The organism is Micromonospora sp. DT4 (assembly GCF_049841675.1).
GTDB lineage: Bacteria > Actinomycetota > Actinomycetes > Mycobacteriales > Micromonosporaceae > Micromonospora.
In genome coordinates this window covers 75,490-96,053 of sequence record NZ_JBNCKT010000006.1, presented here as the reverse complement: position 1 = coordinate 96,053, position 20,564 = coordinate 75,490, and the positions used below count along the sequence as shown (strand labels likewise).

Annotated in this window: 14 protein-coding genes; 6 read left to right on the top strand and 8 right to left on the bottom strand. The window is 72.5% G+C overall.

Annotated features, from left to right (window positions below; genetic code table 11):
* The first annotated feature begins 54 nt into the window (after positions 1-54).
* Both ACLQ24_RS04280 and ACLQ24_RS04275 read left to right on the top strand, forming a co-directional pair.
* Positions 55-1,251: a thiolase family protein gene (locus ACLQ24_RS04280; RefSeq protein WP_425889077.1), complete on the top strand. Its 1,197-nt coding sequence runs from the start codon at positions 55-57 to the stop codon at positions 1,249-1,251.
* Complete coding sequence (locus tag ACLQ24_RS04275; protein ID WP_425889076.1) at positions 1,248-3,317, top strand: 3-hydroxyacyl-CoA dehydrogenase NAD-binding domain-containing protein; 2,070 nt, start codon at positions 1,248-1,250, stop codon at positions 3,315-3,317. The genes ACLQ24_RS04280 and ACLQ24_RS04275 overlap by 4 nt, the downstream gene beginning before the upstream one ends.
* 229 nt (positions 3,318-3,546) lie before the next feature.
* Here the strand turns inward: ACLQ24_RS04275 and ACLQ24_RS04270 are convergent, their stop codons facing one another.
* Entirely contained in the window at positions 3,547-4,722 is a 1,176-nt protein-coding gene (locus tag ACLQ24_RS04270) for a sensor histidine kinase (RefSeq protein WP_425889075.1), read from the bottom strand.
* Positions 4,719-5,387 (bottom strand): response regulator transcription factor, encoded by a 669-nt coding sequence (locus ACLQ24_RS04265; protein ID WP_425889074.1) that lies wholly within the window; start codon positions 5,385-5,387, stop codon positions 4,719-4,721. Before ACLQ24_RS04265 ends, ACLQ24_RS04270 begins: the two co-directional genes overlap by 4 nt.
* A 272-nt stretch (positions 5,388-5,659) precedes the next feature.
* On the opposite strand from ACLQ24_RS04265, the gene ACLQ24_RS04260 reads away from it, so the two are divergent.
* The gene (locus ACLQ24_RS04260; RefSeq protein ID WP_425889073.1) at positions 5,660-7,489 is read left to right on the top strand and encodes a hypothetical protein; all 1,830 of its coding nucleotides are present in this window, start codon (positions 5,660-5,662) and stop codon (positions 7,487-7,489) included.
* On the opposite strand, the gene ACLQ24_RS04255 is transcribed toward ACLQ24_RS04260, so the two are convergent.
* Positions 7,490-9,268 carry a hypothetical protein gene (locus ACLQ24_RS04255; protein ID WP_425889072.1) on the bottom strand — a complete coding sequence of 593 codons (1,779 nt, stop codon included), beginning with the start codon at positions 9,266-9,268 and terminating at the stop codon, positions 7,490-7,492.
* Positions 9,268-11,088, bottom strand: a complete 1,821-nt coding sequence (locus ACLQ24_RS04250) for a hypothetical protein (RefSeq protein WP_425889097.1) — start codon at positions 11,086-11,088, stop codon at positions 9,268-9,270. Before ACLQ24_RS04250 ends, ACLQ24_RS04255 begins: the two co-directional genes overlap by 1 nt.
* 413 nt (positions 11,089-11,501) lie before the next feature.
* Between ACLQ24_RS04250 and ACLQ24_RS04245 the strand changes: the two genes are divergently transcribed.
* On the top strand, positions 11,502-12,698 hold the full coding sequence (locus ACLQ24_RS04245; RefSeq protein WP_425889071.1) for a hypothetical protein: 1,197 nt from the start codon (positions 11,502-11,504) through the stop codon (positions 12,696-12,698).
* 263 nt (positions 12,699-12,961) lie between these two features.
* On the opposite strand, the gene dxs is transcribed toward ACLQ24_RS04245, so the two are convergent.
* The 3 genes from dxs to ACLQ24_RS04230 all read right to left on the bottom strand — a co-directional run bounded on the left by dxs (position 12,962) and on the right by ACLQ24_RS04230 (position 18,317).
* Entirely contained in the window at positions 12,962-14,908 is a 1,947-nt protein-coding gene (dxs, locus tag ACLQ24_RS04240) for a 1-deoxy-D-xylulose-5-phosphate synthase (protein WP_425889070.1), read from the bottom strand.
* 81 nt (positions 14,909-14,989) lie between these two features.
* The gene (locus tag ACLQ24_RS04235; protein WP_425889069.1) at positions 14,990-16,255 is read right to left on the bottom strand and encodes a class I SAM-dependent RNA methyltransferase; all 1,266 of its coding nucleotides are present in this window, start codon (positions 16,253-16,255) and stop codon (positions 14,990-14,992) included.
* Positions 16,248-18,317, bottom strand: coding sequence for an APC family permease (locus ACLQ24_RS04230; protein ID WP_425889068.1), 2,070 nt, complete (start codon positions 18,315-18,317; stop codon positions 16,248-16,250). Before ACLQ24_RS04230 ends, ACLQ24_RS04235 begins: the two co-directional genes overlap by 8 nt.
* A gap of 172 nt (positions 18,318-18,489) precedes the next feature.
* Here ACLQ24_RS04230 and ACLQ24_RS04225 point away from each other — a divergent pair, with 172 nt between their 5' ends.
* Entirely contained in the window at positions 18,490-19,155 is a 666-nt protein-coding gene (locus ACLQ24_RS04225) for a potassium channel family protein (protein ID WP_425889067.1), read from the top strand.
* Positions 19,156-19,158: 3 nt separating this feature from the next.
* Positions 19,159-19,848: a potassium channel family protein gene (locus tag ACLQ24_RS04220; RefSeq protein WP_425889066.1), complete on the top strand. Its 690-nt coding sequence runs from the start codon at positions 19,159-19,161 to the stop codon at positions 19,846-19,848.
* Positions 19,849-19,875: 27 nt separating this feature from the next.
* Here the strand turns inward: ACLQ24_RS04220 and ACLQ24_RS04215 are convergent, their stop codons facing one another.
* Positions 19,876-20,559, bottom strand: coding sequence for a DUF3159 domain-containing protein (locus ACLQ24_RS04215; RefSeq protein WP_425889065.1), 684 nt, complete (start codon positions 20,557-20,559; stop codon positions 19,876-19,878).
* Between the last annotated feature and the right edge of the window lie 5 nt (positions 20,560-20,564).

Below are 20,564 nucleotides of genomic sequence, written 5' to 3'. Positions count from 1 at the left end.
CGGTGCGCCGCCCAGCGGCGCGGAGGCCGAATGATGGTCGAGAAGGAGGCTCAAGTGCCCCGTGAAGTTCGGGATGTCGTCTTCGTTGACGGCGTCCGTACCCCATTCGGCAAAGCGGGTGGCATGTACGCCAACACCCGCGCCGACGACCTGGTGATCCGCTGTATCCGTGAGCTGCTGCGCCGCAACCCGCAGCTACCGCCGGAGCGGGTCGAGGAGGTCGCCGTCGCGGCCACCACCCAGATCGGGGACCAGGGCCTGACCATCGGCCGTACCGCCGCCCTGCTGGCCGGTCTACCCAAGACCGTGCCCGGCTTCGCCATCGACCGGATGTGCGCCGGCGCGATGACCGCGGTCACCACCGTGGCCAGCGGCATCGCCATGGGCGCGTACGACGTCGCGATCGCCGGCGGCGTCGAGCACATGGGCCACCACCCGATGGGTGAGGGCGTGGACCCCAACCCGCGCATCATCGCGGAGAAGCTGGTCGACCCGTCCGCCCTGGTCATGGGCGCGACTGCGGAGAACCTGCACGACCTGGTCCCGCACATCACCAAGGAGCGCACCGACGCGTTCGCGCTCGCCTCGCAGCAGAAGACCGCCAAGGCGTACGCCAACGGCAAGCTCCAGGACGACCTGGTACCGATGTCGGTCCGCGACGCCGAGGGCGCCTGGGGTCTGGCCACGGTGGACGAGGCGCCCCGGGACACCTCGCTGGAGAAGCTCGCCACCCTGAAGACCCCGTTCCGCCCGCACGGCAAGGTCACCGCGGGCAACGCGGCCGGCCTGAACGACGGCGCGACGGCCAGCCTGCTCGCCGACGAGGCGACCGCCCGCGAACTGGGTCTGCCGGTCGCGATGCGGCTGGTGTCGTTCGGTTTCGTCGGGGTGGAGCCCGAGGTGATGGGCATCGGGCCGATCCCGTCGACGGAGAAGGCCCTGCGCCTGGCCGGGCTCAGCATCGACGACATCGGCCTGTTCGAGCTGAACGAGGCGTTCGCCGTGCAGGTGCTCGCCTTCCTCGACCACTTCGGCATCGCCGACGACGACCCACGGGTCAACCCCTGGGGCGGCGCGATCGCCATCGGCCACCCGCTGGCCTCCTCCGGCGTACGGCTGATGACGCAGCTCGCCCGCCAGTTCGCCGAGCACCCCGAGGTCCGCTACGGCGTCACCGCGATGTGCATCGGCATCGGCATGGGCGGCACGGTCATCTGGGAGAACCCGCACTGGACGGAGGGCGACAAGTGAGTGCATTGACCGCGCCGAGCGAGGTCGTCACGAAGGCGCTGCTGCGCCAGGTGAACGTGCCGGGGCTGGACCGACCCGCCGCCCTGATCACGTTGGACAACGGCCTCGACCACACCAAGCCGAACACCTTCGGCCCGGGTGGGCTGGCCAGCCTGGACAAGGCGATCACCGCCGCGCTCGCCGCCGACCCAGCGTTCATCGCGGTCACCGGCAAGCCGTACATCTTCTGCGTGGGCGCGGACATCGTCGGCCTGCCGCAGCTCGCCGACCGCGCGCAGGCGCTGGAGATCGGCCGGCTCGGTCACCGGGTCTTCGCCCGGCTCAAGGACAGCACGGTGCCGACGTTCGCGTTCGTCAACGGCGCGGCGATGGGCGGCGGCCTGGAGTTGGCGCTGCACTGCCACTACCGGACCCTCTCCGGTGGCGCGGCGACGCTCGCCCTGCCCGAGGTGTCCCTCGGCCTGGTGCCCGGCTGGGGCGGCACCCAACTGCTGCCGAACCTGATCGGCATCCCCGCCGCCACCCAGGTCATCATCCAGAACCCGCTCATGCAGAACAAGATGCTCAAGCCGAAGCAGGCCGCCGAGCTGGGCATCGCGGACGTCCTGCTGGAACCGGCCGACTTCCTGGAACGCTCGCTCGAGTGGGCCGCCGGTGTGGTGCGTGGTCAGGTGACGGTGACCCGACCCGAGGTCGACAAGGACATGTGGGCGGGCGTGCTCTACTTCGCCCGGGAGACGCTGAACCAGCGGCTGCACGGCGCGGTCCCGGCCGCGTACAAGGCGCTCGACCTGTTGGAGACGGCGAAGGACGCCGACTTCGCGGCCGGCACCGCCGCCGAGGACGAGGCCCTGGCGGACCTGGTCTTCTCCGAGGAGCTGCGCAGCGGCCTGTACGCGTTCGACCTGGTGCAGCGGCGGGCCAAGCGGCCGGCCGGCGCACCGGACAAGGGCCTGGCCCGCACGATCACCAAGGTCGGCATCGTCGGCGCCGGCCTGATGGCCAGCCAGTTGGCGCTGCTGTTCGCCCGCCGTCTCCAGGTGCCGGTCGTCATGACCGACCTGGACCAGGCCCGGGTGGACAAGGGCGTCGGCTACGTGCACACCCAGATCGAGAAGGCCGTCACCAAGGGCCGGATGGACAAGCGCACCGCCGCCAAGCTGTACGGCCTGGTCTCGGGTACGGTCGACAAGAGCGCCTTCGCGGACGCCGACTTCGTCATCGAGGCGGTCTTCGAGGACCTGGGCGTCAAGAAGCAGGTCTGGGCCGAGCTGGAAAAGATCGTCTCGAAGGAGGCGGTGCTCGCCACCAACACCAGCTCGCTGTCGATCACCGAGATGGCCGCGGAGCTGGAGCACCCGGAGCGGGTGGTCGGGTTCCACTTCTTCAACCCGGTGGCCGTGCTGCCGCTGCTGGAGATCGTCCGAGGCGAACGCACCGACGCCGCCACCCTGGCGACCGCGTTCGCGGTGGGCAAGCAGCTCAAGAAGTCGAGCGTGCTGGTCAAGGACGCCCCGGCGTTCGTGGTGAACCGCCTGCTCACCCGCTTCCTGGGCACCGTCTTCGCGGCCGTCGACGCCGGCACCCCGCTGGACGTCGCGGACAGCGCCCTGGACCCGCTGGGCCTGCCGATGCGACCGCTCGCCCTGCTCCAGCTCGTCGGGCCGGCCGTGGCGTACCACGTGGGCGGCACCCTGCACACCGCGTACCCGGACCGGTTCGGCGTCAGCGAGAACCTCAAGCGGATCGCCGACTCGGGTCAGCCGATCGTGGTCGACGACCAGGTCAACGCCGAGGTCGCGAAGCTGCTGGTGGTGGGCGACCAGCCGCTGACCGCCGAGCAGGTACGGCAGAACGCCCTCGACGCGCTCGCGCAGGAGATCCGGCTGATGCTGGACGAGGGCGTGGTCGCCGAGGCGCAGGACATCGACCTGTGCATGATCCTGGGCGCCGGCTGGCCGTTCCACCTGGGCGGCGTCACGCCGTACCTGGACCGCACCGGCACCTCCGAGCGGGTCACCGGTCGGAGGTTCCTGCCGCGCGGGGCGGCGAGCCTGCCCGCCTGACCGTTCAGCTCCACCGTCGCGGTGGCCGGATCGTCTCTCATGGACCGGTCCGGCCACCGCGATCGTCTTCCCACGCGGCCGCGATCGGCTTCACCCGGGCGACGGGCAACTTCGAGGCGGTCGACGGCGATGGGGTGATCGCCGAGGCGATGGACGGCGCGGACACCGCCAACCGCGCCGACCGCGCCGACCTCCCGACCGCGCCAACCGCGCCGACCGCGCCGACCGCTCAACTGGCAGCGGACAGCGGGCCGGTCACCGCCGGGGCGTCCGCGGTCGGCAGGGTGACGGTCACCTCCAGGCCACCACCGGGCTGGGCGACCACCCGAACCGTGCCGCCGTGCGCCTGACAGACCGCGCGGACGATGGACAGCCCCAGGCCGGAGCCGCGCGCCCCGGTACGTTCCCGGCCGCCGCGCCGGAACGGCTCGAACAGTCCCGGCACGTCGGCCTGGTCCACCTCGAAACCGGTGTTGCCCACCACCAGCCACGAGCGGTCGCCGTCGGTGCCGGTACGCACCCAGAGCCGCCCGTGCAGGTGGTTGTAGCGGACGGCGTTCTCGATCAGGTTGCCGGCCAGCCGGTCGAGCAGCCCCGGATCGCCGACCACCGGCGCGGACTCCAGCGACGTCTGTACGTGCAGGCCGATCCGCTCCACCTCGCGGCGCATCGCCGACAGCGCGTTCGCGGTGCCCGTCGCGAGGTCACACTCGGTACGCCGGCCCAGCCGCCGTCCGGTCTGCGCCTCGCTGCGGGCCAGCACGAGCAGCGCGTCGACCAGGCCGTTCGCCCGCTCCGAGGCGTCGCGGACCACCGTGGCCATCCGGCGGTACTCGGCGGCGTCCGCGTCGTCGTCGCTGAGCGTCACGTCGATCTCGGTCCGCATGACGGCGAGTGGGGTCCGCAGCTCGTGCGAGGCGTTCGCCACGAACCGCTTCTGCGCCTCGAACGCGGACGCGATCCGGTCCAGCATCGCGTCGAACGTCTTCGCCAGCTCGGCCACCTCGTCGTCCGCGCCCGAGTAGCCGATGCGCTGGTCCAGCGTCGCCTCGCCGAGCCGCTGTGCGGTCGCGGTGACCTGGTGCAGGGGCCGCAGCGCCCGCCCGGCCACCGCGTACGCGCCGGCGACCCCGACCACGCTGATCGCCAACAGCGCCACGAGGCCCTTGGCCAGCAACTCCCCGGAGGCGGCGTCGACCAGTTGGCGTTGCCACTGGGCGGCGTCCATCTCGCCGCCGTCGGAGAGCACCACTGTCGTGCCGGGGAGCAGCTCATCGGTGGGCCGCAGCGCGTCGCGGACCAGCAGCCAGGCCAGGAACACCAGGATCGCGCCCGCGCCGACCAGCAGCACCCCGTTGAGCAGGGTCAACCGCAACCGCAGGGTGGGCCGCAACCAGCCCCTCACGGCTGGACCTCGGCCGTGCGGTAACCCGCGCCCACCACCGTCTCGATCAATGGTGGATCGCCGAGCTTCTTTCGCAACGTCATGACGGTCACCCGGACGATCGTGGTGAACGGGTCGGTGTTGGCGTCCCAGACCCGTTCCAACAGCTCCTCGCTGGACACCACCGCGCCCCGGGCCTTGAGCAGCTCGCTGAGCACCCCGAACTCCTTGTTCGTCAGGTCCATCGGCACACCGGCGCGGGTGGCGACCCGCCGTCCCGGGTCCAGCACCAGGTCGGCCAGTTCGAGCACCGGCGGCGCGGCCGGGGTGGCCCGCCGGCCCAGCGCCTGCACCCGGGCGACCAGCTCATCGAACGCGAACGGCTTGGGCAGGTAGTCGTCCGCGCCGAGTTGCAGCCCCTCCACCCGGTCGGCCACGGTGCCGCTCGCGGTCAGCATCAGCACCCGGGTCAGCGCCCCGGACGCGGCGAGGTCGGCGCAGATCTGGTCGCCGTGCACACCGGGTAGGTCACGGTCGAGCACCACCACGTCGTACCGGGTGACGAATGCCGCCTCGTGGCCGGCGTCACCGTCGTACGCCACGTCGACCGCCATGCCCCGCTTGCGCAACCCGCGCGCGATCGCGTCGGCGAGGTTGCGTTCGTCCTCCACCACCAGTACCCGCATGCCGGCCTCCTCGCTGCTGACCACCGACAACCTAGCGCCGGCCGGCAACCATCCTCCCTCGCCGACCGCCGGGACCCGCCGACGGTCAGCGGGGCAACCGCCACACCCCGAACGCGGCGTCCTGACGGCGACAGAGCAGCATCGCCGGTGCGGCCCGACCGGGCGGTCCGGCAAACCGGCCGTGGCCGTACCGGCCCGGCAAAAGCGACGCGTCCTCGCCTGTACGATGGCGCGTCGTGGCTGTGCCGGTGGTAGACCCTTCGCTGAATCCCGTGACCGACGCCGAGCCGGCCGAGGTCGAGCCGACACGGCGGCCTCGACGCCGTCCGGCCCGAGCCGACCTGTTGGCCCTCGGAGCCTATGTGGTGCTGGGCGTCTTCGTCTGCCTCAACTACTGGGGGGACGTGACCGGTCGGGTCTCGTCGCACCTGCCCACCGACCACAGTTGGTTCGAGTGGCTGTTCGCGCACGGCGCGTACTCGGTGCGGCACCTGGAGAACCCGCTGTTCACCGCCCGGCAGAACGCCCCGGACGGGGTGAACATGATGGCCAACACCTCACTGCTCGGGGTGACCCTGCCGCTGGCACCGCTGACCATGCTGCTCGGCCCTCAGGTGATGTACGCGCTCTACCTGGGCGGGGCGCTGGCCGCCACCGCCGGTACCGGGTACTGGATGCTCTCACGGCACCTGGTGCGCTCGCGGGCGGCGGCCTTCGTCGGCGGGGCCTTCCTCGGCTTCGCGCCGGGCATCATCCACCACGCCAACGGTCAGCCCAACTTCGTCTCCAACTTCCTGCTCCCGTTGATCGTGGTGCGGGTGCTGCGGCTCGGTGAGCCGGGCCGGTGGCGGCGCAACGGGCTGGTGCTCGGCGCGCTGGTGACGTACCAGATCTTCATCAACGAGGAGATGCTGCTGCTCACCGCGCTGGCCTGCCTCGTCGTCGTGCTGGCGTACGCGGTGCAGCGGCCACGGGCCACCCGCGCCATGGCCGGGACGTTCCTGGCCGGGATGGGTGTGGCCGGCGGGCTCGCCCTGGTGCTCACCGCGTACCCGATCTGGTTCCAGTTCGACGGCCCCCAGTCCTACCGGGGCCTACAGGGTGGCGTCTTCCACAACTGGGGCGAGGACCTGGTCGCCTTCGTCACCTTCGCCCGGGACACCTGGGCGGGTGACCCGGAGGTCGAGAAGACGATCGGGCTGACCGAGCAGAACACCTGGTTCGGCTGGCCGCTGGTCTTGCTCTCGCTGGTGGCTCTGGCGCTGCTCGTACGCCGCTCGCTGGCTGCCCGGGTCGTCGCGGTGCTCGTCGTGGTGTTCACCGTGGCCGCGATCGGGCCGTGGGTGCGCTTCGACGGGGTGGAGACTCACGTCCCCGGCCCGTGGTCGTACGTGTCGGACGATCTGCCGCTGGTCGAGATGATGATGCCAACCCGTCTGGCGCTGGTGGTCGCCGCCGCGGTGGGCGTACTACTGGCGCTCTTCTGCGAGGCGGCGTCCCGCCAGGGCCGCGCGGGCCTCGCGCCGGCCCCGCGCGCCGGGGAGCCGGCCGCCGCCGCGCCGGTCGCGCCGCGCCGACGGTGGCTACGTCCCCTGGGGTACGCGGCGGTCGCCCTCGCCCTGCTGCCGCTGTTCCCCCGGCCGCTACCCGCGCAGCAGATCGCCCCGCCGCCGCACTTCATCACCGCAGGCGGCTGGCGGCCGTACGTGCCGGCGGGACGGACCCTCGTGCCGGTACCGATCCCGAGCAACGTGCACGGTCTGCCGACGCTGCGCTGGAGTGCCCTCACCAAGCAGGAGTTCCCCATTCCGGGCGGCTACTTCATCGGCCCGAACGAGTTGGGCGAGGGCGTCTTCGGCGCACCGAACCGGCCCACCAGCAGCCTCGTCTACTCCACGATGGACGCCGGTGTCGTGCCCGCGCTCACCGACGAGAACCGGCGGCAGGCCGTCGAGGATCTGCGGTTCTGGCGGGCGTCGGTGGTGGTGCTCGGAGCGCACCCGCGCGAGGCGGTGCTCCGCGAGCTGGTCACCGCGCTGCTCGGGCAGCCGCAGCGGGTCGACGACGTCTGGGTCTGGGACGTCCGCGCCCTGGTGGGCTGATCAGCCCACCAGCGGCCGGACGTCCCACATCCACCCACCGTCGACCGGGCGGCCCGCGCCGAGCAGGCCGTCGACGGTCCGCCGGACGGCGTCGGCATTCGGCAGCCAGCCGAGCACCACGACCGCCGCTCGCCAGTGCCGCAGATCCTCGACGGCCTGGCGGCGGTCGGCCTCGCCGAGCACCGGCGTCACGCCCGTCTCGACGGCCCTGCGCAGCAGCACGGCGGTGGGCCGGTCCGGGGCACCCCAGCGGGCCGCCGGGTCGTCCGGCCCGCTGGGGCCGATGAAGTACCCACCCGGGGCGTCGAACGACAGCCCGGTACGCGCCGACCAGAGCATGACCGGGCTCAGCGCGGCACCGGTAACCGGAGGCACCGCCACCACGGTCCGCCCGGCGGGCACCAGCGGCCGCCACCCACCCGCGTTGACGAAGCCCGGCACCGGCGCAACCGGAACCACACGGATCGGTGTCGGCGTCAGGGGCAGCAGCGCGGCAGCCACTGCTCCGGCCCACAGCAGTCGTACCGGCAGCCCCGGTATGGCCGCCCGGCGGGCCTCGGCGACCCGGTCCACGGAGAGCGCCACGAGGACCCCCAACACCGGCACGCAGACCAGCGCGAACCGGGCCGGCACCGCGAGGTCGAGCAGCGGCAGTCCGGCGACCAGCCGGTATGGGCCCGGGATTCCGGTGGCAGCGCCGTCCACCCGCAGCTCGGTGCCGAGCGACAGCAGGGCGAACACCACGCCGCAGACGGCCAGCGCGCGGACCAGCGGTCGTCGCCACAGCCAGACCACGATCACGACGGCGAGGACGAGTAGCCCGGGGCCGAAGAACGAGTTCTCCTCCGTCGGGTTCGGCGAGAGCAGACCCGGCAGCCAGTCGTCGCCGAGCACGGTCTGCCGGGCCGACGCGGTGAACGACGCCGCGTCGAGCTGGAAGCCGGGCGCGGCGAAGGCCATCCCGGTGTAGTGCTGCGGTCCGTGGAACTGGAACCACAGCGGGTACGCCAGCAGCACCGCGCCCACCACGGCCGCCACCGCGAGCCGACCCAGCAGGGCCGGCGCGAGGCGACGGGCCCCGGCCCGGTCGGCCAGGGCGTAGCCCAGCGCGAAGACACCGGCGGCGAGCGCCAGGAAGACCAGCACCTCCTCGCCGATGAAGACCTGCCAGACGAGCAGCAGCCCGAGGCCGACACCGGGCCGCCACGCCCGCGCGGGGCGCGAGTCCGGCCGGAACACAAGTGCGAGGATCGCCGGCAGCAGGAACTGGGCGGCCACGTGCAGGTGCGCACCGGCCTGGGCGACCAGGCCGGGGGCGAAGCCACAGACCAGCCCGCCGAGCGCCGCCGCCGAGCGGACGGTGACGAGCCGACGGCGCAGCAGCGCATACCAGGCCGTGGCGGTGCCGGCGAGGCAGCCGACCACCGCCACGCAGTACGCCACCTGCGAGCCGAACAGCAGCGTGACCGGGGCCAGCGGGACACCCAGGCCGAGCACCGAGGTGTTCGCCATCAGGTTGACCCCGTCCGGCGCGTTCAGGGCGGTGCTGAAGAGCGGGTTCTCCCCCTCGATGACGGCGTGTGCCGCGTGGGCCAGCATCCACTCGAAGAGCACCTGGTCACCGGCCTGGTGGAACAGTCGGTGCGGGTGGCCCCACTGCGCGCTGGTCAGCACCACGGCCAGCCCCAGGTAACCGGCGACCACCAGCGCGTCCGACAACCGCGCCGTCCATGGTGGACGGGCGGGCGGCACCTCGACCGGCGCCGTTCCGGTGGTCATCAGACCGAGCGGTCGGTCAGCATCCGGACATCCCACACCCAGACGTCCAGCTCCTGGCGACCGGGACCGACCAGCTCCTCGACGGTACGCCGCAGCGGCTCCGCGTTCTGCTGACGGATCGGCAGCACGAGGATCGCCGCTCGCCAGTGCCGTAGCTCGTCCGTGAAGCGCCGGCGCTGCCGGTCGTCCAGTTTGGAGGTACGACCGGTGGTCGCCACCTCCTCCAACAGTTGGCTCACCCCGCTGGGTCGGCCGCCGAACCGACCCGGGTCACCGGTGTTGCCGTTGCGGGGGGCGAGGAAGTATCCACCCGGGATCTTGAAGTCGAGGTTGGTGGCCGCCGCCCAGCGCATGCCGTGCGTGTTGCCCATGCTCGGCACCGGGATCGGCACGAGCGTCTGGTCCGGACCGACGTACGCCCGCCAGCGGTCGGCGGTGATGAACTCCGGCACCGGCGGCCGGGAGACCATCCGCAGCGGCATCGGAGCGATCGGCAGCAGCGCGAACGCCAGGCCTGCGGCGGTGAGCATCCGGACGGTACGCCGCTCGGCCGGACGCAGCGCCCAGGCCCGCTCGACGGCGAGCGCGAGCAGCAGGCCGATGACCACCGTGGTGATCAGACCGAACCGGGTCGGCACCACCGCGTCCAGCAGGGGCAGGTGCACCAGCAGCTCCCACGGCCCAGTGATCAGGTCCCGGCCCCACCAGGAAATCTGCTCACCGAGCGAGAGCAGGGCGAAGAACGCGCCGGTCGTGGCGAGCGCCCGGACGATCATCTCCCGACGCAGCCAGACCACGACGCCGACGGCGAGCAGCGACAGGCTCCAACCGAAGAAGGCGTTCTCCTCAGAGTAGTTCGGCGCCAGGTTGACGTTGGCCCGCTGGTTGCCGCCGAGCGTGGCCGAACCGGGCGCGAAGAACGCGGCGATGTCGTTGCCGTAGTCCTGCACCGCGTCGCTGAGCCCGTGGTACGCCATCGGCCCGGCGAACTGCACGTACAGCGGGTACGCCAGCAGCGCCCCGGCCAGCACCGCGCAGGCGGCGACACCGGCGGCCAACGGTCGCCACGCCGCCCACCAACGGGCCGGCTCCTGGACCACCACCGCGAGCAGGAAGATCCCGCAGGCCATCGCCGTGAAGAGCAGGATCTCCTCGTTGATGAACGCCTGCGCGGTGACGAGCAGGGCCAGCAGGGCGCCGTCGAGGACGGGCCGGCGCGAGCGGGTGAGCACCAGAACCCGCCAGACGATGAACGGCAGCAGGAACTGGCTGATGATGTTCGGGTGCCAACTGGCGTGCGAGAGCATCGCCGGGGAGAAGCCGCAGAACCAGCCGCCGGCCGCCGCCGCGAGCGGCGTACGCACGATGTGGCGGCGGAGCACGAGATACCAGGCCATGGCGGTGCCGGCGAGGCCGAGCGTCACCAGCACGACGAAGGACACCGCCGGGCCGAACAGCAGGGTCACCGGCACCATCGGGATGCCCAGCGCCAGCACCGCCGTGTTGGCCATCAGGTTGACGCCGTCAGGGTAGTTGAACTGCTCGGTGTAGAACGGATACTCCCCGTGCAGCACCACCCGTACCGAGTGGGCAAGGAAGAACTGCACCTGAGCGGGGTCACCGGTGTAGAGCGACGCCACCCGGCCGGCCGGGTCCAGCCAGATCCGGCTGGTCACCCAGAGCGCGGCGAGCAGGAACAGCGCGCCGACCGCCAGGTGCTGCCGCCGCCGGGTCCAGCCGGGCCAACGGCTCCGCCTGGACCCGGACGCCGCGACCGTCTCATCCGGCGCGGTCGGTCCCGGCACGGCCTCGTCCGGCAGGGTCGAGGCCGGGGCACTCGCCTCCGGCGCGGTCACGGGCGGGGCGATCGAGGCCGAGGTCGACGCGGCCGAGGTCGGGGTGGCCGGGGTCGACGCGGCCGAGGTCGACGCGGCCGATGTCGGGGTGGCCTGGGTCGGGGTGGCCGGGGTCGAGGTGGCCGGGGCGGTGTCGACGCGGTCGGCCGGAGCGGCGGAGTCGCCGGGCGCCCCGACGGACCTGGCCCGGGGAGCGAGGGCGCGGGACTCGGCAGGCGTCACAGTCGGCGGAGTCTACCGGAGTGCCGAAAGGGCACTAAAGCCCCGGTGATGTCCATTGTGGTGGGAGCGGAACCGGCCAGCGGCGGCGTCGCGTCGGACATCTCGTACTATGGCGCTTTCCGAGAACGACGGCGAGGCGATCGGGGGCGGATCAGGTGACTCCGGGCCGCCGGCACGGCAGGACGCTCGCCGTCCTGCTCACCGCACTGTTGGCCGCCACCGCGTGCGGTCCCGTCGCGGACCGCGCGCCCCGCGATCTGCGGGTGGGGTACGACAGCCTCGACGGCACGCTGGCCGTGTGGCCGCCACGGGGTGACCTGTCCGGCGACACGGCGGTGACGAGGGCGGTCACCGAGGCGGTGCGCGAGTGGCGCTCGCCAGCAGACGACCGGGCGCACCTGCCCTCGTCCGGCATTCTCTTCTCCGGGCGCATCGACGGGGCCCCGGTGGCCCTGGTCGCGGTCGACGTACCGGGTGAGAGCGCGTCCTGGCTGCTGCAACTCACCGGCGACGGCGGCCGGTACGCCATCACCCGCGCCACCGAATACACCGACCCCGGCTACCTGGTCTACTCCGACGTGCTGCCGGTGCAGACGGCCGGCGGCCGGCGCTACCTGGTCTCGGCCCGGGTGCAGCAGCTCCTCGGACCGCAGGGGCGGGCGTTGGCCGTCGCCGACGGTCTCAGCGCGCCGGTCGACGTCCCGGCCTGCATGGCGGTCGGCGTGACGGCGACCCTGCGGGCCACCGAGTCTCTGCCCCGAGGGCGGGCCGCCGACCGCCTGCTCGACCTGGGCACCGGTACGACCGACCCGCGCTATCCGCTGGTCCGGGACGAGTCCGGCGCGGGCCGGCGGGCGCTCACCGGCCTGGACACCTGCGTGCTGGCGGGCGAGCGGGGTCCGTTCGGCAGCATTCCGCGCCGGATCGGTGACCGGGACGCACCGAAGTCGGTGCCGACGTCCTGGCCGATGGCGAAGCTCTCGGTCCGGTCGCTCGGCGAGGTGGCGCTCGGCGGCGGCGAGCCGGCCGAGTTGCAGCAGCTCAGTTGGGACACCGACGCCGGCACGATGACCGCTGTCGTCTACCGCCCGGCGGACGGGAGCGCGCCGGTGGTCTCGCCGGCCGACCGGGCCACCCCGCTGCAGACGTACCAGCTCCCGGTCCCCGGCCAGCCGCTGCTCGTACTCAGCTGGCGGGCCACCCGGGACAGCTCGCTCTCGGTGCCACCGGGCACCCCGCTGCTGGTGGAACGCCCCGGCCTGGTGGTCGTGCCCGAGCCATCCCGCACCCAGACCTACAGCCTCGCCAACACCGACAAGACCCACTACCGCTCGGTAAGCCCCCGCCGCTAACCCGCCCCAGCCCCAGCCCCAGCCCCAGCCCCAGCCCCAGCCCCAGCCCCAGCCCCAGCCCCAGCGATCTTGCACTTTCTGCTGCGACATAAGGCGCGAACGGTGCGTTACGACAACCGAAAGTGCAAGATCGGCGCGCCGCAGAGGGCGGGAGGCCGCGCGCAGAGGGCGGGAGGCCGCGCAGAGCGGTGCCAAGGTAGCGCGCACGGAAGGCGGGCGCGTCCCGGGAGAGGGGCGCGCCCGCCGTCGTGACGTTCCAGGGACTAGTTCTGGGCGGCGGTCCTGGTGGGAGTCAGGTGGTCCGGGGTGGCGTCCAGGCGGGAGATCCAGCCGGTGACGTCGCGGGCCACGTCCTGCGCGGTAAGGCCGAGGTCGGCGAAGATCTGCGCGCGGGTGCCGTGCGGGTGCCAGTCGGCCGGTACGCCCAGGTCCTTGAGCGGCACCCGGACGTCGGCGTCACGCATCGCCTGGCCGAGAGCGTCGCCGACACCGCCGACGCGGACGCCGTCCTCGATGCTGACCACGAGCCGGTGGCGGGCGGCCATGTCGACCAGCTCGGCCGGGACCGGGCGCACCCAGCGGGGGTCGACGACGGTGACGCCGTAACCGTGCTCGGCGACCCGGGCGGCGACCTCCATGCCCATCTGACCGAAGGAGCCGACGGCGACGAGCAGCACGTCGGTACGCGTCGACTCGGCCAGCACGTCGACGGTGCCGACCCGGCGCAGCGCCGGCAGGTCCGCGGCGACCGCGCCGGTCGGGAAGCGCAGGACGGTCGGGCCGTCGTCGGTGGCCACCGCCTCGCGCAGCTCCTCCCGGAGGGTGGCGGCGTCACGGGGAGCGGCGATCCGCAGACCGGGCACCACGCCGAAGACCGACATGTCCCAGATGCCGTAGTGGCTGGGGCCGTCCGGGCCGGTGATGCCGGCCCGGTCCAGCACGAAGGTCACCGGCAGCTTGTGCATCGCCACGTCCAGCAGAACCTGGTCGAAGGCGCGATTGAGGAAGGTGGCGTAGACGGCGACCACCGGGTGCAGGCCGCCGAGCGCGAGGCCGGCCGCCGAGGTGGCGGCGTGCTGCTCGGCGATGCCCACGTCGTACACCCGCTCGGGGTACTTGCGGGCCAACTTGGCGATGCCGGTCGGCTCGGCCATGGCGGCGGTGATGCCCACCACGTCGGGCCGTTCGTCGGCGACGGCGAGCAGCTCGTCGGCGAAGACGTGGGTCCACTTCACCGAGGGGGCGGCCAGCAACGTGCCGGTCTCCACGTCGAAGGCGCTGCTCGGGCCGTGCAGGCAGTCGGCCTCGTCTTCCTCGGCCGGGCGATAGCCATACCCCTTGCGGGTGACGGCGTGCACGATCACCGGGCCGCCGAAGTTCTTCGCGGCGCGCAGGGCCGACTCGACGGCCGCCACGTCGTGCCCGTCGACCGGGCCGACGTACTTGATGCCCAGGTCCTCGAACATGGCCTGCGGGGCGACGGCGTCCTTGATGCCCTTCTTGACCGCGTGCAGCACCTCGTACATCGGCTTGCCGACGAGCGGGGTGGAGCCGAGGGCGTCCTTGACGGTGTCGAGGACCTTCTCGTAGCCGGGGTTGAGCCGCAGCGAGGAGAGGTGGTCGGCCAGCCCGCCGATGGTGGGCGAGTAGGAACGGCCGTTGTCGTTGACCACGATCACCAACGAGTTGCCGGCGGTGGCGATGTTGTTCAGCGCTTCCCAGCACATGCCGCCGGTGAGCGCGCCGTCGCCGACCATGGCCACGACGCTGCGCTGCTCGCCACGCAGGGCGTACGCCTTGGCGAGGCCATCGGCGTAGGAGAGCGCGGTGGAGGCGTGCGAGTTCTCGATGAGGTCGTGCTCGCTCTCCGCCTGGCTGGGGTAGCCGGAGAGGCCACCGCGCTGGCGGAGCTTGTCGAAGCCGGCCTGACGCCCGGTGAGGATCTTGTGCACGTACGCCTGGTGGCCGGTGTCGAACAGGAGCCGGTCCCGGGGGGAGTCGAAGACGCGGTGCATGGCCAGTGTCAGCTCGACCACACCGAGGTTGGGCCCGACGTGCCCGCCGGTGCGGGAGACCTTGGCGATCAGGAAGTCCCGGATCTCGGCGGCGAGCACATCCAGTTCCTCGCCCGACATCCGCTTGACGTCCTGCGGACCGCGGACCGTCCCCAGCAGCCGGCCCTGGTTGGCCGTGTCCTCTTCAACGCTCATGACCGGAGAGTCTATCGGCCGCCCGGTACTCCGCAGCCTGGCCCGAGCCACTCACGCCGCTCCGGTCGGCTGAGCTCCTGGTCAGGCCGGCGGCAGCAGCAGTCCGACGCACTCGACGTGCTGCGTCATCGGGAACAGGTCGAAGCCGCGCAGCGCCGCCAGGCGCCAGCCCAGCTCGGCGAAGGTGCGTACGTCCCGGGCGAAGGCCGCCGGGTCACACGCCACGTACGCGACCGCCCGGGGGCCGGCGGCGACCAGCGCGCGCACCACCGGGGCGCCGGCGCCGGAGCGCGGTGGGTCGAGCACCACCACGTCGACCGGGCCGGTGATCCGTCGGCGGGCCAGCGCGGTCTCGACCCGGGCCGACACCACCTCGACGCGGGGCAGGTCGGCCAGGTTCTCCCGGGCGGCGGCGACGCCCTGCGCGGAGGCCTCCACCAGCGTCACCCGACCGGACGCGCCGACGCGGGCGGCCAGCCCGGCGGCGAACAGCCCGGCACCGCCGTAGAGGTCCCAGGCGACCTCGCCCGGCCGTGGGTCGAGCTGTTCCAGCACGGCCGTGTTCAGCGTGTCGGCCGCCGCCGGGTGCACCTGCCAGAAGGCGGACGCGGGCAGCGCCCAGTCCCGCCCGGCGGCCACCTCGCGGACGTCGGTGGGCCCGGTCACCGGCGTGGCGACCCCGTCGCGGACCTCGGCGACGCTCACGTCCCCGCCACTGCTGGCGACGGTCTCCACCGCCTCGGCTGCCGGCCAGCGCGCGCCGGTCGGGCTGAGCACCGGTAGCTGCTGGATGGCCGGGTGGGCGATCCGGCAACGATCGATCGGTACGACCTCGTGCGAACGGTGCTTGAGCAGGCCGGCCCGGTCGGCGGCGTCGACCGCGTAGCGGACCCGGGTACGCCAGCCGAGCAGCCCACCCGGCAGCGCCTCGACCCGGACGCCGAGCCGGTCCAGCTCGGCGTCGGTGAGCCCGCCGAGGCGGGTCAGCTGCTCGCGCACCACGGCGGTCTTCCAGGCCAGCTGCGCGTCCGGGGCGACGTGTTGCAGGTCGCAGCCACCGCAGGCGCCGGGCTTCGCGTACGGGCAGGGCGGCTCCACCCGGTCCGGCGAGGGGTCCAGCACGGTCACGGCGTCGGCCCGGACGAACCCCCGGTGCACCTCGGTGACCTCGGCGATCACCCGTTCCCCGGGCAGCGCGTGGCGGACGAACACCACCTGCCCGTCCACCCGGGCGACGCAGTGCCCGCCCGGGGCGACCGCGTCAACGGTCAGCTCGACCCGCTCGGCCTCCGCCAGGCCACGTTCGGCCCCGACGGGTGACGAGGCCGCAGCGGTGTGCTCAGTCACGGCCGTTCCCGACCGTCTCGCTGTCCACCGGGCCGGCCTCGCTGGGCGGTGGCGCGGTCACCGCCGCCGGCACGGTGCCCCGGGGCCCGCGCGCCGGCGTGTTGGAGAGCGTGGCGTCCAGCCGGTCCAGGTTCTTACTCGCGGTCGAGGCGAGCTGCCACGGCACGCTGACCACCATCACCCCCGGCTCGAAGAGCAGCCGGCCCTTGAGGCGCAGCGCGCTCTGGTTGTGCAGCAGGTTCTCCCACCAGCGCCCCACCACGTACTCGGGGATGAAGACGGTGACCACGTCGCGCGGCGACGTACGGCGGGTGGAGGCGACGAAGTCCAGGATCGGCCGGGTGATCTCCCGGTACGGCGAGTCGACCACGGTGAGCGGGATCGCCATCTCCCGCCGCTCCCAGTCGGCCTGCAGGTCGCGGGTGTCCTTCTCGTCCACGTTGACGGTCACCGCGGTCAGCGTGTCCGGGCGGGTGGCCCGGGCGTACGCGATGGCCCGAAGCGTCGGCTGGTGCAGCTTGCTGACCAGCACGATCGCGTGGTTGCGCGCGGGCAGCACGGCCCGGCTCTGGTCCGGCGGGGTCAGCTCGGCGGCGACCCGGTCGTAGTGCCGGCGGATGGCCAGCATCAGCACGTAGATCACCGCCATCGCCGCGATCGCGATCCACGCGCCGAGCAGGAACTTGGTGATCAGGACGATCACCAGCACCGTGCCGGTCAGACCCATGCCGAACGTGTTGATCGCCCGCGAGCGGTGCATCCGCTTGCGCGCCTCCGGGTCCCGCTCGGTGCGCAGCCGCCGGTTCCAGTGCCGGATCATGCCGGCCTGGGAGACGGTGAACGAGACGAACACCCCGACGATGTAGAGCTGGATGAGCCGGGTCACCTCGGCCTGGAACCCGACGATCAGGACGATCGCGAAGAGTGCGAGGAAGGTGATGCCGTTGGAGAAGGCCAGCCGGTCGCCCCGGGTGTGGAACTGCCGGGGAAGGTAGCGGTCCTGGGCGAGGATCGAGCCGAGCACCGGGAAGCCGTTGAACGCGGTGTTCGCGGCCAGGAAGAGGATGAGCGCGGTCATCCCGGCCACCACGTAGAGCAGGAACGAGCCGGAGCCGAAGACCGTCTCGCCGAGTTGGGTCGTGACCGTCTTCTGCACGTACCCGTCGGGGCCCGACACGATCTGCAGGGCCGGGTCCTCGACGAACTGCAGGTGGGTCAGCCGGGCCAGCCAGATGATCCCGACGAGCAGGCTCACCGCGATCGCGCCCAGCAGCAGCAGCGTGGTGGCGGCGTTGCGGCTCTTCGGCTCCTTGAACGCGGGAACGCCGTTGGAGATCGCCTCCACGCCGGTGAGCGCGGCGGCGCCCGAGCTGAACGTCCGCAGCAGCAGGAAGACCAGCGCGAAGCCGGTCACGCTGTGCTCGGCCTGGATGACCAGGTCGGCGCTCGGGGCCCGGAGGTCGTCGCCCAGGACGAAGACGCGGAACAGCCCGGTGAGCAGCATTCCGCCCATCACGATCACGAAGCCGTAGGTGGGGATGGCGAACGCGGTGCCCGACTCGCGCAGGCCGCGCAGGTTGACCGCGGTCAGCAGGATCACCGCCAGCACCGCGATCATGACCTTGTGGGTGGCCACGAACGGGACGACCGAGCCGAGGTTGGCGACGCCGGAGGAGACCGACACGGCCACCGTGAGCACGTAGTCGACCAGGAGAGCGCTGGCCACCCCGACGCCGAACTTCGGGCCGAGGTTGACCGTGGCCACCTCGTAGTCGCCGCCGCCGGAGGGGTAGGCGTGCACGTTCTGCCGGTAGCTGGCCACCACCGTGAGCATCACCACGACGACAGCGAGGGCGATCCACGGGGAGAACACGAACGCCGACGCGCCGGCGATGGACAGCGTCAGCAGGATCTCGTCGGGCGCGTACGCGACGCTGGACAGCGCGTCGGAGGCGAAAACGGGCAGCGCGATGCGCTTCGGCAGGAGGGTGTGCTGCAGGCGGTCGGACCGGAACGGTCGACCGAGGAGCAGGCGCTTCAGAAGTGAGGTGGGACTGGCCACGAACGCCAAGGGTACGACCACCACGGTGAGAACGCGGGGGTGGGCGATCACCACCGGTCTACGCGACGCGGTACGGTCGGTCCCGCTGTCCACCCGGACGTGGCAGGCTCGGACTCGGAGCAACCGGCGGCGGTAGGCCAGCGGCAGCGGTTCGCACCTTGGGAGGGACAGCGTGCACGTCGTGATCATGGGATGTGGCCGGGTCGGGTCGACCCTCGCCCACAGCCTGGAATCCCGGGGGCACTCGGTGGCGGTGATCGACCAGGACGCCGACGCCTTCCGCCGGCTCGGCCCCGACTTCGCCGGGATCACGGTGACCGGGGCGGGCTTCGACGGCGAGGTGCTGCGCCAGGCCGGCATCGAGCGGGCGGACGCCTTCGCCGCCGTCTCCAGCGGCGACAACTCCAACATCATCTCGGCGCGGCTGGCCCGGGAGACCTTCGGCGTGTCGCGGGTGGCCGCCCGGATCTACGACCAGCGCCGGGCGCAGGTCTACGAGCGTCTCGGCATCCCCACCGTGGCAACGGTGCGCTGGACGGCCGACCGCATGCTGCGGCACCTCGTGCCCGAGGGCAACGTGGAGATCTTCCGCGACCCGACCAGCACCGTGTCGATCATCGAGGTTCCGGTGCACAAGGAGTGGATCGGCCGCCCGGTGCGCGTGCTGGAGGAGGCGTCGGGTGCGCGGGTGGCGTACCTGATTCGCTTCGGCATCGGCATGCTGCCCACCGCGTCCACCCTCGCGCAGGAGGGTGACCAGGTGTTCATGCTGGTCAGCGACGACATCATGGCGACGGTCACGGCGGTGGCGGCGACGCCGCCGGAAGGAGGGCACTGAGCCATGCGGATCGCCATTGCGGGCGCCGGCAACGTGGGCCGCTCGATCGCCCAGGAGCTGATCGAGAACGGCCACCAGGTGATGCTGATCGAGCGTCAGCCGAAGATGCTCCGACCGGACCGGGTGCCCGCCGCCGAATGGGTGCTCGCCGACGCGTGCGAGGTGGCCAGCCTGGAGGAGGCCAACGTCGCCGGCTGCGACGTGGTGGTCGCGGCAACCGGCGACGACAAGACCAACCTGGTGCTGTCGCTGCTGGCCAAGACCGAGTTCGCGGTGCCCCGCGTGGTCGCCCGGGTCAATCGGGCGGAGAACGAGTGGCTCTTCACCGAGCAGTGGGGCGTCGACGTCGCGGTGAGCAAGCCCCGGGTGATGGCCGCCCTGGTCGAGGAGGCGGTCACCGTCGGCGACCTGGTCCGGCTAATGACCTTCCGGCAGGGCGAGGCCAACCTCGTCGAGATCACCCTCCCGCCGACCGCCCCGTACGTCGGTCAGCCCCTGCACTCGGTGCCGCTGCCCCGCGACTCCGCCCTGGTGGCGATCCTGCGCGGCAAGCGGGTCCTGGTACCCAGCCCGGACGACCCCATCGAGGCCGCCGACGAGTTGATCTTCGTCTGCACCGCTGAGGTGGAGGACGAGGTCCGCGCGGTCATCCTCGGTCCGGACAGCGTCGAGCGGACCCGCGGCTCGCGCTGAGAGACCCGGTGCGCCCGGCGCGGACTCTCAGGCGCCGGGCAGCGGATTGGGCTGTGACTCCCGGGTGACCCGGCGCACCGTCCAGACGGTGATGAGCAGCAGCAGCGCGTACGGCGGATAGCCCAGGGTCAGCCGGGCCACGCCCAGCGCCGTGTCCTGGTGGGCCAGGTAGAGCCCGGCCTGTACGCCCACCTTGGCGAGCCACACCACGCCCCAGAGCACGGTCAGCCGGGTGAAGGTACGCACCAGCTTCGGGTCGGCCCGCCACTCGGAGCGGCCCTTGGCGACCAGCACCGACCAGATCCACCCGACGAGGGGCTGCCGGACGGCCGCCGAGATCAGCAGGGCGATGCCGTACCCGATGCCATAGAGGATGCCGGGCAGGTAGAAGTCCCGCTCGTCACCGGTCCGCCATGCGATGGCGGCGCCGATGCCGACGCCGAACAGCCCGTTGACCGCATGCCGGACCGGCCGGCGCTGGGCCAGCCGCAACCCGGCGATCAGCAGCGCGACGGCCACCGAGGCGATCACGGCGGGCCGCAGGTCACCGATGATGTTGGCGAACACGAAGACGACCACCGGGATGCTGGACTCGACCAGCCCCCGCCAGCCACCGAGCTGGTCGGCCATCTGCTCGGCGATCGTCGGCAGCGCCTCGTCGTCCCCCGGACCCGTCTCCGGCTGTGCCGCCCGGTGCTGTCCCGTCGTCATGGCCG